Genomic DNA, 12,858 nt, shown 5'->3' on the forward strand with positions numbered 1-12,858 from the left:
TGAAGTTTAAAAAATTAGGACCTCAAATATAGGGTTTCTTCTTATAAAAACAAACATTCATTTAATTTTAAATATGAAATTATATAGTCAGCATTTTTAAAGAATAAAAAATAATTTTAAAAATATTCCTATAATCTTTTAAAAAACAAAAACTTTGGTGCTAAGTTTGATGAGAATTTTATAATTTTGCAGCGTTATTAAACCAATGAAGAAGACTACACTTTTCCCACTATTATTTTTAACTGTTTTTGTTTTCGGAATACTTTCTTTTGCTCCTAATAAGAAAGTAATAGCTGTTGTTTTCAATAAAGAAATGACGAGGCAGGATCTGATGAGTCTTCAGAAGAACCTAAAGGAAAAGAACATCATTTTGGTTTTCAATAAAATTAAATTCAGCAGAAACAGATTAAGCTATATCGATTTCAGTATCGATTTTGGGGATGGATTTTCCGGAGCCTCTAAATCTGAAATTACCAGATCAAAAGAAATCGGATTCATAAGAGATTATAATGAAAATGCCGATCAGCCATTTGTGGTTGGTGAATTGAAATAAAAAAAGCTTCCAGACCGGAAGCTTTTCACTTATAATTTATTGATTCTGTTTTTTCTCCTTTTGGATTTTGAGATCATCTTCAAAATCATCAATCCTGTAGTCTGTCAAAGAATTTCCTTTTCTTATTTTTTCTCTGGCATATAACCTGAATTCATTTTCTGTTTTCTCCAAAAGGTAATCATAAGGACCAACCGAAGAAATTAGTTTTATCAAAACGGGCGAAATTTCCAGGACAATAAATAAGCCCATAATGAAACTTGCTGCCAAAGCAATGATTGCCGAATTTTTCCCTAATTCATCCAACGCCTGCAGCCTTGCTGCAAACCCGTTGAACCTGTCTTCAAAAGTTTCTGTCGATTTTCTTTCGGTTTCAAGATTAGAATAAACCTTCGAGATTTCTTTATCCAGATATTGTAATCGCTCCTGTTGTTGTTTTTGGTAATTTTCCAGATCAGCGCGTTTCTGTTCTTTCAGTTCTGCTTTTCTTTTGGCATTGCTCCCGTAGCCAACTTTTCCGCTGGTTAAGCCGGATTGTTTTCCTAGAATCTCTTTCTCTAATTCCACGGAAGCCGAATCATAAGCCATCTGATAATTTTTGATCTGATTCTGGATCTGTTTCTTTTCCAGATCAAAAGGACCGGACTGCTGCAAAATCCTTCCGTTCATCTCTGCCTGAAGTTGTTTTTTATTTCTTTGGATAATTGTATTCAGTTGCTTGTTGACTTCTTTTTCAAAGATTTTCAGTTCTAAAGGTTTTGAAATAATGATGCCGAGAAAAGTTGCCAGAATCAAACGTGGGATTGTCATCAGAATCTGATTCCACCAGGTTCCCGTTTTTTTAATTGAAGACACAATATACCGATCCAGATTAAAAATCATCAAGCCCCAAAGCAAACCGAAACCTACGGAAGTCCAAAGGCTGTCAAAAACGGTGAACATTGCATATCCCGCAGACAATGTCGCAAAAATTGCTGTAAATAAAACAATTCCGCCGATTCCTGCAAACTTGTTCCATTCACTCGGAGACTTTCTCAGCAGATGGATATTCGCACCCGAACATACCATCAGAAACTGCTGAAACCAGTTCATTTTATGTGTGTTAGTATTTTTCATTTTTTTATAAATTCATCATATCTGTCTTTGATAACGTTAATTTGTTACAAATAGTATTAGGTAAAACCTATTATCGATGTCCGTACCAAAACTTTTGGCAATATGATTTATTAAAATAAACGACATTAATGAAAAACTCAAGATAAATTCTGATCCGGAACTATTGATGTTCTGAATCCCTGTATAGATTGTCCCTGCTCCATTTTGCATGTTTGGAAGGGATAATTTTGTGACCTTTCTTGTAAGCGTAGATTTTGGTAAATTCTGCTCCGAAGAATACAAGCTGACAGGAATAATTGATCCACATCATCAGCAAAATAATAGTTCCAGCAGCTCCGAAAATGGATGTAGGCTTAGAAAAATCAAAATAAAAACTCATCAGCATTTTCCCTATATTAAAGAGAAAAGCCGTTACAATTGCACCTATCCATACAGATTTCCATCTGATCTCAACATCAGGGAGAACCTTGAACATAAATGCAAATAAAACCGTCACGACACCAAAACCTAATATAAAATTACTGGTCTGGATTATAACATAAGTTTCAAAACCAAAATATCTGGTTATCAGATCGTTTGCTAAACCAACAAGTGAGGATAATAACATACTGATCAAAAGAAGGAAAGCAATAATCAGAATCATCCCAAGTGAATTGGCACGGTCAAGGATAAATTTTTGCCACGCCTTTTTTGGAGCCGCTTCCACATCCCAAAGATTATTCAGCGTATTCTGCATCTGGAAAAACAAACTGGTGGCACCAAAAACCAGAGTTCCCACTCCCAAAGCTTTCATCCAGAAGTTTTGCTTGTCTATAACTGCGCTTGCCACAATATCCTGGATACTCTTCGCTACATCATAGCCCATTATCCCCTGGATCTGTCTTCGGATTTCACCGTTTACAGCTTCTTCCCCAAAAAAATGACCGGCAACCCAGATAATGATGATCAACAGACCCGGCAGAGAGAATATCGCATTGTAAGCCATACTCGCACTGTCTTTTGCTGCGGATGATGTCATCCATTCAGTGAAGGTTTCTTTCAGAATTTCCCAAAGCGTGCTGATTTTTTTCATTCTTAATTTTTCTTGGGAAATTCAATCTCTGTACCAACTTACTCCTGTTTATACCAGCCTGAGTATTTAACATAATTATTTGCGATCCTGTCGATCTCACCCGTAATCAGATTCTGAGAAACATCCTTCACTTTTTTCGCCGGAACACCAGCCCAGATTTCGCCTTCTTTGATATGTGTGTTTGCTGTTACAACTGCTCCTGCAGCAACAATAGAGTTACTTTCCACGATACAGTCATCCATTACAATTGCGCCCATCCCTATCAGAACATTGTCTTTTATAGTACAGCCATGCACAATCGCATTATGTCCAATGGACACACAGTTTCCAATTATTGTCGGACTTTTCTGATATGTGCAATGGATCATCGCATTGTCCTGGACATTCACTTTATCTCCCATTTTGATAAAATGTACATCGCCCCGTAAAACCGCATTATACCAAATGCTGCAGTCTCTTCCCATCGTAACATCACCAATGATCACTGCTGTTTCTGCTACAAAAGTATTCTCTCCAAGTTGAGGTGTTTTGCCTAAAAGCTCTCTGATAATTGCCATCTATAAATTATTAATTGTTGTTTGTAATTTCTTGGGCGCCTTTATCCGTCCTCCACTCCCGCTTTTTTATTTCCCTAGAAAAATAAAAAGAGCTCCGTTCAGGCCGGGGCGCAGATTGGGTTTTTAAATCAAATTTCAATTCAGTTTGACCAAAATCAATCTCATAGAAAAAATCGAAAATCAGCAAAGCTTCTCATAATCAAAACTTAACATAAGATTGGGATTTATCGGCTTTTTTCTTCCACCAAATTACGATATTTTTGTAGTTCAATTACTTTAAAATGAGAGAAATCATTATAGAACCGACTCAGAATCCGAAGGTGATGAAATTCATCGCAGATTATAATCTGATTCCGGGTTCGCTGGAACTGGACCGGGATTCTGACATTTCCGAAATTCCGTTGGCGCAGGAACTCTTCAATTATCCTTTTGTGGACAGGATTTTCATCACAGCTAATTTCGTAGCTGTGGCAAAACAAGATACAGTAGAATGGGAACACGTTACACAAAGCCTGAAAAGCATCATAGAGGACGAATTGCTGGCAAATCCGAGAATCTATCTTCAAAAAAGAAAAGAGATGTATCAGATCTATTCTGAGATGACACCGAATCCTGCGGTTATGAAGTTCATCTCCAGCAAGATGCTAATGGACGGATTCATAGAAGTTAAAACCCGTGAAGAAGCGGATGAAGTACCTTTGGCAAAAGAATTATACAACGCTTTTGATTTTGTAAAAGAAATCTATGTGAGCGACAATTTCGTGGCGGTGACTAAAGATGACCAGTTCCAATGGCACGAAATTATGAATCAGGTTCGTTCTTTCATCGCTGAGTTTCTTCAGGCCGGAAAAACGATATCCAATCTGGAACCTCATCAGCACGAAAATCCTGTCTTGAAAATCATCAACAGGGAATATACGAATGACGAGCAGAAAATCAGCGACATCCTGAACGAATATGTGGCGCCAGCTGTAGAAAACGATGGCGGAAAAATCTCTCTGATAGAATACGATCAGGAAAACAAAACCGCAAGAATGCTGCTTCAGGGCGCTTGCAGCGGTTGTCCATCTTCCACTGCAACATTGAAAAACGGCATCCAAAGCATTCTGAAACAATTCGTTCCGGAATTGGTAGAAAATGTAGAAGCTGTGAATGGATAATATTTAGTTGATAGTTTTTGGTTGATGGTTGATTGATTAATCATCAATTAAAAATTATTAAATTAACGCTTTGACAAAGTTTATATTAAGAGTAGTCGAAATGCTGAGTGTGACAATTTTTAAAATAAATGTTTTTGAAGAATGTCAGTCTGAGCGGAGTCGAAGACTTTATAAATCGTAATTATTTCAAAATTGGAAACCAATAATCAACAACCGACAACCAACAACAAAAAAGGAATTCTCCTAGTCAATCTAGGTTCGCCGAAATCTACTGATGTCAACGATGTAAAAGATTATCTTGATGAATTTTTGATGGACGAAAAAGTCATTGATTATCGCTGGATTTTTCGCGCACTTTTGGTTCAAGGCATCATCCTGAAAACCAGACCGAAAAAATCAGCGGAAGCGTACAAAACGGTTTGGAGAGATGAAGGTTCTCCTTTGATTGTAATTTCAAAAAATCTGCAGAAGGAACTTCAAAAGTTGGTAGATGTTCCGGTTGGTTTGGGAATGCGTTATGCAGAACCATCTATCAAAACAGGCATTCAGGAATTGGTAGATCAAGGTGTTACCAATATCACACTATTCCCTCTTTATCCTCAATATGCGATGAGCACAACGGAAACGGTAATTGAAAAAGCAGAAGAAGTTCGCCTGAAATTTTTTCCAGATGTTAAAATCAATTATGTAGAACCGTTTTACAACCGCGAAATTTACATCAATTCTCTGGCAGAAAGTATCCGGGAAAAACTACCTGCAGATTTTGATTTGTTGCAGTTTTCTTATCACGGTGTTCCGGAGCGTCATATTTACAAAACCGACCCTACCAAGACTTGCAATATGAATAATTGCTGCTCGAAAGAGGACAATCCTTCGCATAAATTCTGTTATAGACACCAGTGTTATAAAGTGACAGAGTTGGTTTGTGAAAAGTTGGGCATTCCGAAAGAGAAGGCATTAGTCACTTTCCAATCTAGATTAGGAAAAGACAAATGGATGGAACCTTATACCGACGCTACTTTGGAAGGTCTTGGCAAAAAAGGCATCAAAAAACTGGCAATAGTTTGCCCGGCTTTCGTGTCCGATTGTCTGGAAACTCTTGAAGAAATTTCAGAAGAAGGCAAAGAAATCTTCCTTCACGGTGGAGGTGAAAGATTCGATTATATCCCTTGTCTGAATGAGGAACAAAGTTGGGTGAATGTGGTGAAAACGCTTTGTGAAGAAAAACTGAACGATTTATATTTTCATTAATTTCTAAATCCAATGATTTTCCGATACGAAAGACATACTCAGAATCTGGAGAAGTTGATTGGATTTTATACCAAAGTTTTGGATTTTAAAGTTCTTGGTGATTTCAAAGACCACAACGGTTATGACGGTGTTTTTCTTGGAAAAGACAAAGAAAACTGGCATTTGGAATTCACTCAAGACAGCAACATTCCTAAATCTCAATTTGATGAAGATGATATCCTGGTTTTTTATCCTGAGACTTTGGAAGAATTTCAGAAGATTATTTCCAATCTGGAATCTCACAAAGTTCCCATTTTGCAACCGAAAAATCCTTATTGGAAAGAAAACGGAATCTGTTTTGAAGATTGTGACCGTTATAAGATTATTGTTTCTGACATTAGAATTAAAAAATAAATTTAACCTGTTTCAAGTATTTGAAGCGGGTTTTTGTTTGAGTTTTTTGACAGTTTGCTTTTGTGAATTATAATTTTATTTACTTTAAAAATTAATAATGATAAATAAAATATATGTGTTGGAAAGTATTCCCTCTGATGAAATACAAACAGGAGAAGAATTATATAATGATACTATTTATAGATACAAGAAGTTTTATAATTCCGACATAGAAATATTTTTTGAAAAATTTGAAAGTAAAAATGATCTTCAGAAAATTTTAAAACAAATAGAAACACAATCTGTAGAAAGTGATGCGATTTTATTACATATAGAAACTCACGGAAACAAGTCCGTATTAGGATTAAAAAATAATGATGAAATTGATTGGAATGAATTCTCAGATTTATTAATCCCTATTAACTCTAAGATTAAAAATAAATTATTCCTAAACATTGTAGCTTGTTTTGGTCGTTATGTAGCTTTTACGATGGAATTAAAAAAGACTTCTCCTTACAAGTGTTTTATTAGTTCTTCTGATGTTCTACTTCCTAGAGAAATACTAAACGACAATACGATTTTATACGACAATCTTTTAAGAACTGGAAATATATATGAAGCCTACATAAATCTTTTTGAAATAAATCCTAAAACCAAATTTTATATAAAAGAAGTGGAAACTATTTTGAGTTTTCACATAATTCCAAATTTAGATTTGTTCCTAAAAAATGGAAGTTTATTTTTGCTTAAATCTTTTTTCGACAGTTATTTAAACTTAAATATAAATTTATCCGAAATAGAAAAAGTAGAGGATAAATCTAAACACATTTTTGATAAATTCATAGAGAGGTTTACATATAAGAATTAATAATTACTTTAGATTCTTTCAGAATGACAAAAATTCTATTATTGATTTATTCTTTATTGCAGGCATCTAACTTGATAAAGTATTTAATATAAAACCCTTTCAGAGTTTGGAACTCTGAAAGGGTTATTTTTGGAATAATATTTCTTTAAAATTATTTCTTATTAAAATCTCCTGCAAATACAGAAGTCAGCTTATCTTCGCTGATATATTTTCTGAGAACTTCATTCACCTGAGAGACTTTCAGTGCAGAAACCTTCGCTTCCAAAGCATCGTATTCATCCAAAGATTGTCCGTATTGAAGCTGAGAATTGACGAGATTCATCAAAGTATTATCATTCCCTAAACCGGTTTTTCTGGAGTTGAGCCAAGAGGTCAGATTGGACTTGAATTCCTCTTCTGTGAAACCGTCTTTCACCGCTTTGTTTACTTCTTCTTTCAAAGCTTTGTTCACTGCATCCTTTTTGGTCGGGTTGAAGAACGCATACCAAGCCCAAGACGCCACATTGTTATCAATAGGAATATTGACGTAAGAGCCTGCGCCATAGCTTATTCCCTCTTTTTCACGAAGTCTGGTCGGTATTCTTGCAGTCAAGAAACCACCACTTCCAAGCATTTCGTTGGCGATGACAAAAGCTGGATAATCCGGAGATTTTCTATCCATAGAAAAACTGATTTTTCCCACTGCTGCAGCGTTCTCTTTGTCCGGCGTCAGATAATCTTTGTCCTGTTTTTTGGTGGCGAACAGTTCCGGTTTGATGTACTCGTAGTTAGACTTGGAATTCCAAGTTCCGAAAGTCGATTCCAATAATGCTGCAACCGCTTTGCTGTCCACATCGCCAATCACTGTGCCAACACCGTTGTTACCGCCTAGGATTTTTTTATAGAAATCTACCAGTTGTTCTCTTTTCACTTTTTTGTTGTTATCGATCTGTTCCTGAGTAGAAGCCGTGTAGTAGATACTTTCTTTAGGGTAATTCTCCGTTATTTTTTCTATTTCTGTGAAAGCGATAGACTGCGGGTCGTTCAATGAACTTTCGAGATAGGTGTTGTACTCATTCACAGTTTTTACCAATTCTGCTTCCGGGAAGGTAGATTCGGTCAGGATTTCTTTGATGAGAGCAATTACTTTTGGCAGGTTGTCTTTATACGTGCTGAAATTTACGAACAAGGTCTGACCACTGAACCCGAAGTTGATGTTGGATTTCCATTCGTCAAGCATATCCTGGATCTGTTCTTTGGTGTGAGATCTGGTTCCGGTTTTCAGAACCTGAGCCATAAGGGCACCAACATCGGATTTTCCGGTCAAATCTTTCGCATTACTCACTGGGAATTTGAAGCTTCCCAATACTTTTCCGCCTTTGATATCTTTTTTGATCAAGCCGTATTTCATTCCGTTGCTTAGTTTTCCTTCCGTCAGATTAGCTTTCAGGTTTTTGATACTTGCTTCGAAAGGTGCGGCATCTTTTTCCAGTGCTTTTCCTTTGTAATCTTTGGTCAAAGTAGCGATCTGGTCATCTGTATATTCTACATTTTTTACTCTCACTTCGTCTTTTGAAGGGATGAAAACGCCCACCGTCCTGTTATTGGTTTTGAAATATTTAGCTGCCACTCTCTGGATATCCGCAGCAGTCAGTTTCTCAACAGTATCACGATAAATCATTCCCAATTTATAGTTCCCTGCTCCAATGATTTCGGTGAGTTCTACAGCATAACCAATCGTGTTATTTTTGATATTTTCTACCTGCTTCAGGATTTTCGCTTTAGCTCTTGCGACGTCCTGTTCTGTGTATTTGATGGTTGCGATTTTGTCCAGCTCGGCACGGAAATCATTCTCCGTCGTTTTCAGATCTTTATCCGCCGGAATATCCAGTCCGAAATACATATAACTTGCATCTCTCACCAGCGGCTGATAAGCATAAACGGAAGCTGCTTTGTGAGAGTCTATCATCGCTTTGTAAAGATAACCAGAAGGGTCAGACGTCAAAATCTCCTGCAATGCATCCAAAGCTGCATAATCTTTATCCGCATAAGGGGCTGTGTGATAAAGTGCTCCTACAACTTTGCTGTCGCCTGCACGCTTCAGTTCTACAAAACGTTCACCGTCCTGAGCCGGCTCAACAGTATATGGTGTATCCAGGACTCTGGCCGGTTTTGCAATGGTTGAAAAATATTGCGCAATATATTCCAACGCTTTTTTCTCATCGAATTTTCCTGCAACAATCAAAGTTGCATTATCCGGCTGATAATATTTTTCATAGAATTTTCTAAGCGTCACTGCTTTTACTCTTTCTACATCTTCTTTGCTTCCAATGGTGCTGTTTCCGTAGTTATGCCACAGATAAGCAGCAGAAACGATACGTTCCATCAATACGCCACTCGGACTGTTCTCCCCGATTTCGAATTCGTTTCTTACCACAGAAAATTCTTTATCCAGATCCGACTGAAGAATCGTGGCATTAATCATTCTGTCGGCTTCCATTTCTAAGAACCATTTCAGATTCTCATCATTCGAAGGGAAAACTTCGTAATAATTGGTTCTGTCATACCAAGTGGTTCCATTGGCATTTCCACCTTTGTCAGACAACATTTTCTTGATATCACCCAGTTTTTTGGTGCTTTTGAACAACATGTGCTCCAGTAAATGCGCCATTCCTTTTTCGCCATAACCTTCATGCTTGGAACCCACATTGTAAACGATGTTGACAACTGCATTACTCTGTGAAGGATCAGGCATCAGAAGGACCTTCATACCATTACTTAAGGAATATTCCTTGATTCCTTCAGTGTTACTAATAAATTTTGGTGTTTCGGCTTTTTGTGCAAATACAGGCGTTATGTAACCTGCATAGAAAACGACTGCCGCAGTCAGTAAAAGATTCTTCATGCTTTGATTTATAGTTATTTTTCGGTTTCTAAATTTAATAACTTTCATTGAAAATATATTTTCCCCTTCAATATTTATGAAAATCTTAACGTATTTTTGCATATATGTTAGTCGAAAAAGTCATTTTAGGCATCGATCCGGGAACGGCAGTGATGGGTTTCGGAATTATTTCAGTAAAAGGAAATAAAATGGAGATGATTGCCATCCACGAGTTGATCCTGAAAAAATATGAGAATCACGAAACTAAACTCAAAGTTATCTTTGATAAAACCCTGGCCCTGATTGATGAATATCACCCTGATGAAACCGCACTGGAAGCCCCTTTTTTCGGAAAGAACGTCCAGAGTATGCTGAAACTTGGGCGCGCCCAGGGTGTTGCAATGGCCGCAAGTCTCCATAGAGATGTCCCGATCACGGAATATTCTCCAAAAAAAGTAAAAATGGCCATCACCGGCAACGGAAATGCCAGCAAAGAACAAGTGGCCGGCATGCTTCAAAACCTTCTGAAACTAAAAGAATTTCCTACAAAATATCTGGATGCTTCGGATGGATTGGCGGTTGCCGTTTGTCATCATTTTAATTCCGGAAGTATTTCAACTGATAAATCCTATTCTGGCTGGGACAGCTTTCTGAAACAGAATCCGGACAGGATTAAGTAGTTGTCGGTTGTTTGTTGATGGATTTTTTGTCTTGCTGATGCTCAAGAAGTCTATTATTTTGACATCTTTTATTTTTTACTTGATTCGTCTTACTTGATTCGTCTCTCCTGATTCTTTATCTTTGAATCGATGAATGACTCTCTTTTTGAAATCGTAGAACATACCAACCGGAACATTTTTCTCACCGGAAAAGCAGGAACCGGAAAGACTACATTTCTCAACGATTTTGTAAAAAAAACCAAGAAAAAACACATTGTAGTTGCACCGACAGGAATTGCAGCAATCAATGCTGGTGGCGTTACTATCCACTCTATGTTTGGTTTACCTCTCAGAACTTTTCTTCCAACCACTGAAAGAATCGACCAAAATCTAGCGAACAATATTGCGGATCTGATGCCGCATTTCAAATACAGAAAAGATAAGCTGAAACTCCTTCGTGAAATCGAAATTATCATTATTGATGAAGCGTCGATGTTACGTGCTGATGTTCTGGATATGATGGATTTTGCCCTGAGGCACGTTCGCCGGAATCAGCAGAAATTTGGTGGTGTTCAGATGTTGTTCATTGGCGACCTTTACCAGTTGCCACCGGTTGTGAGGGACGAATATGTCCTGGCGATGTATTATTCTTCACCCTTTTTCTTTCATGCTAAAGCTTTGGAAGGCAGTAATTTCATCACGCTGGAACTCACCAAAGTTTACCGGCAAACTGACGAATATTTTCTTGAAATCCTAAACGCCATCCGAGACGGCATCATTGAAGATATAGATTTTGATAAACTAAACGAAAGATACCAATCTGAATTTAATACTAAGGATGAAGCCTATGTATATCTATGCTCACATAACAAAATGGCGGATGATATCAACCAGAAAAAAATAAAAGAATTGGGTGGAAAAGTTCATTCTTACATAGCCGATGTTGTAGGAGATTTCAAGGAAACGCAATACCCAAATGATGAGGTTCTGGAGCTGAAAGTTGGCGCGCAGATCATGTTCATCAGAAATGACACCTCGCCAGACAAAAAATATTACAACGGAAAACTCGCTCAGATTTCTTATCTTGATGAGGACGAAATCTCCGTGATCCTCGATGGAAGCGAGGAAGAAATCACTTTGAAAGCGGAAACCTGGGAACAGAAAAAATATTCTCTGGACGATGAAAAAAACATCAAAGAAGAGGTTTTGGGAAGTTTCAAACAGTTTCCGATTCGCCTGGCTTGGGCAGTTACAATTCATAAAAGTCAAGGTTTGACGTTTGACAGATTGATTATCGATGCAGGAAAAAGTTTCGCTTCCGGGCAGGTTTATGTTGCGCTTTCGCGTTGCCGAACTTTAGAAGGAATTGTCCTTAAATCTAAGATTACGCCTGAAGTGATTTTCAGTGACAAACGGGTTTCTAAGTTTCAGGATGAGACGCACGCCAATGCGAAAATAGAAGAAATTCTCAATTCTGAAAAATACGATTACAGCATTCAGAAAGTCATCAGAAGGATTGATTGCACCTGGTTTATTTCGGCTTTAGAAAATTTCAATGTTTCGGCTAAAACGGCGAAATTCATTGAGAAAGAGAGAATGAATCAGCTGTATCAAGGTCTTAAACCGGAAATCACAAATCTGGTAAATATCTTCCAGAAGTTTGAAAGAATATTGGTTCAGAAAACCCAAAAATCCCTAAACAAAGAAGAAGAGTGGAGCGAGATCGAAGATAAGGCAAAAGGTGCTGTGAATTTCTTTTTTAGCAACGTGAATGAAAAAGTTTTTTCGCTACTCAAGGATTTCTATTCGGAAACCAAAGGCGTGAAAGGTCTGAAAGGTTTCAATGAAGATTTCCGGATCTGGCTGGATGATATTGAAGATTATCTGAAGGATTTGAAAGAAGTTTATCTGTTAGAAACGCCTTTATTTGACAAAGAAAAAGATGTGGAAGTTTCAATGACAATCAAAAAGGTACCGACTCACGTTCTGACTTATCAATTGTTCCAAAACGGAAAAACAGTTGCTGAGATTGCGAAAGAAAGAGGTCTTGTAAACTCTACTATTTTCGGACATCTTTCTAAATATGCCGAGCAGAATCTACTGGACAGAAATGACTTACTGAGAATCTATCCAAAGGAAAAAGTGACTGTTTTTGAAAAGGTTTTCAAGGAAAATCCAAAAGATAGTATCAACGATTGGAAAGCGGCGCTGCCTGCGGATTTTGATTATGGCGAGATTCGTCTGATCTGGAATTATTTTTTGAATTTGAAGAAGTAAAGTCGTTTTAAACGCAAAGTCCGCAAAGATTTAAATTGCAATTCAATGTTTCTAAGTTCGCAAAGACGTAAAACTTGGCAAAGATTTCCAAAAAACAAGTCGCAAAGTTTAAT

Annotated in this window: 11 protein-coding genes; 7 read left to right on the plus strand and 4 right to left on the minus strand. The window is 37.2% G+C overall.

The window, feature by feature from the left end; genetic code table 11:
* The first annotated feature begins 205 nt into the window (after window positions 1-205).
* Window positions 206-553, plus strand: a complete 348-nt coding sequence (locus tag BUA97_RS05975) for a hypothetical protein (RefSeq protein ID WP_072996893.1) — start codon at window positions 206-208, stop codon at window positions 551-553.
* A gap of 36 nt (window positions 554-589) precedes the next feature.
* On the opposite strand, the gene BUA97_RS05980 is transcribed toward BUA97_RS05975, so the two are convergent.
* The 3 genes from BUA97_RS05980 to BUA97_RS05990 form a co-directional block, all read right to left on the minus strand.
* Entirely contained in the window at window positions 590-1,666 is a 1,077-nt protein-coding gene (locus BUA97_RS05980) for a DUF4407 domain-containing protein (RefSeq protein ID WP_072996894.1), read from the minus strand.
* A gap of 160 nt (window positions 1,667-1,826) precedes the next feature.
* Window positions 1,827-2,738: a YihY/virulence factor BrkB family protein gene (locus BUA97_RS05985; protein ID WP_072996895.1), complete on the minus strand. Its 912-nt coding sequence runs from the start codon at window positions 2,736-2,738 to the stop codon at window positions 1,827-1,829.
* 38 nt (window positions 2,739-2,776) lie between these two features.
* Entirely contained in the window at window positions 2,777-3,295 is a 519-nt protein-coding gene (locus BUA97_RS05990; protein ID WP_072996896.1) for a gamma carbonic anhydrase family protein, read from the minus strand.
* 281 nt (window positions 3,296-3,576) lie between these two features.
* On the opposite strand from BUA97_RS05990, the gene BUA97_RS05995 reads away from it, so the two are divergent.
* From BUA97_RS05995 to BUA97_RS06010, 4 genes are all read left to right on the plus strand, one after another.
* On the plus strand, window positions 3,577-4,455 hold the full coding sequence (locus BUA97_RS05995) for a NifU family protein (protein WP_072996897.1): 879 nt from the start codon (window positions 3,577-3,579) through the stop codon (window positions 4,453-4,455).
* Window positions 4,456-4,647: 192 nt separating this feature from the next.
* Window positions 4,648-5,706, plus strand: coding sequence for a ferrochelatase (gene hemH / locus BUA97_RS06000; protein ID WP_072996898.1), 1,059 nt, complete (start codon window positions 4,648-4,650; stop codon window positions 5,704-5,706).
* Window positions 5,707-5,718: 12 nt separating this feature from the next.
* The gene (locus BUA97_RS06005; protein WP_072996899.1) at window positions 5,719-6,099 is read left to right on the plus strand and encodes a VOC family protein; all 381 of its coding nucleotides are present in this window, start codon (window positions 5,719-5,721) and stop codon (window positions 6,097-6,099) included.
* 97 nt (window positions 6,100-6,196) lie between these two features.
* The gene (locus BUA97_RS06010; RefSeq protein ID WP_072996900.1) at window positions 6,197-6,946 is read left to right on the plus strand and encodes a C13 family peptidase; all 750 of its coding nucleotides are present in this window, start codon (window positions 6,197-6,199) and stop codon (window positions 6,944-6,946) included.
* 151 nt (window positions 6,947-7,097) lie between these two features.
* Here the strand turns inward: BUA97_RS06010 and BUA97_RS06015 are convergent, their stop codons facing one another.
* Window positions 7,098-9,830: a M16 family metallopeptidase gene (locus BUA97_RS06015; protein ID WP_072997221.1), complete on the minus strand. Its 2,733-nt coding sequence runs from the start codon at window positions 9,828-9,830 to the stop codon at window positions 7,098-7,100.
* Window positions 9,831-9,934: 104 nt separating this feature from the next.
* On the opposite strand from BUA97_RS06015, the gene ruvC reads away from it, so the two are divergent.
* Window positions 9,935-10,489, plus strand: a complete 555-nt coding sequence (ruvC, locus tag BUA97_RS06020) for a crossover junction endodeoxyribonuclease RuvC (RefSeq protein WP_072996901.1) — start codon at window positions 9,935-9,937, stop codon at window positions 10,487-10,489.
* A 129-nt stretch (window positions 10,490-10,618) separates the two neighbouring features.
* On the plus strand, window positions 10,619-12,745 hold the full coding sequence (locus tag BUA97_RS06025) for a helix-turn-helix domain-containing protein (RefSeq protein ID WP_072996902.1): 2,127 nt from the start codon (window positions 10,619-10,621) through the stop codon (window positions 12,743-12,745).
* The last annotated feature ends 113 nt before the right edge of the window (window positions 12,746-12,858 follow it).

It is taken from the genome of Epilithonimonas mollis (assembly GCF_900142325.1).
Lineage (GTDB): Bacteria > Bacteroidota > Bacteroidia > Flavobacteriales > Weeksellaceae > Epilithonimonas > Epilithonimonas mollis.

What these genes read in the sequence shown, in the direction of transcription:
- BUA97_RS05980 (WP_072996894.1), bottom strand. Translation starts at nt 1,666, where the DNA reads ATGAAAAATACTAACACACATAAAATGAACTGGTTTCAGCAGTTTCTG.
- BUA97_RS06010 (WP_072996900.1), top strand. Translation starts at nt 6,197, where the DNA reads ATGATAAATAAAATATATGTGTTGGAAAGTATTCCCTCTGATGAAATA.
- BUA97_RS06005 (WP_072996899.1), top strand. Translation starts at nt 5,719, where the DNA reads ATGATTTTCCGATACGAAAGACATACTCAGAATCTGGAGAAGTTGATT.
- BUA97_RS05985 (WP_072996895.1), bottom strand. Translation starts at nt 2,738, where the DNA reads ATGAAAAAAATCAGCACGCTTTGGGAAATTCTGAAAGAAACCTTCACT.
- ruvC (WP_072996901.1), top strand. Translation starts at nt 9,935, where the DNA reads ATGTTAGTCGAAAAAGTCATTTTAGGCATCGATCCGGGAACGGCAGTG.
- BUA97_RS05990 (WP_072996896.1), bottom strand. Translation starts at nt 3,295, where the DNA reads ATGGCAATTATCAGAGAGCTTTTAGGCAAAACACCTCAACTTGGAGAG.
- BUA97_RS05995 (WP_072996897.1), top strand. Translation starts at nt 3,577, where the DNA reads ATGAGAGAAATCATTATAGAACCGACTCAGAATCCGAAGGTGATGAAA.
- BUA97_RS06015 (WP_072997221.1), bottom strand. Translation starts at nt 9,830, where the DNA reads ATGAAGAATCTTTTACTGACTGCGGCAGTCGTTTTCTATGCAGGTTAC.
- BUA97_RS05975 (WP_072996893.1), top strand. Translation starts at nt 206, where the DNA reads ATGAAGAAGACTACACTTTTCCCACTATTATTTTTAACTGTTTTTGTT.
- BUA97_RS06025 (WP_072996902.1), top strand. Translation starts at nt 10,619, where the DNA reads ATGAATGACTCTCTTTTTGAAATCGTAGAACATACCAACCGGAACATT.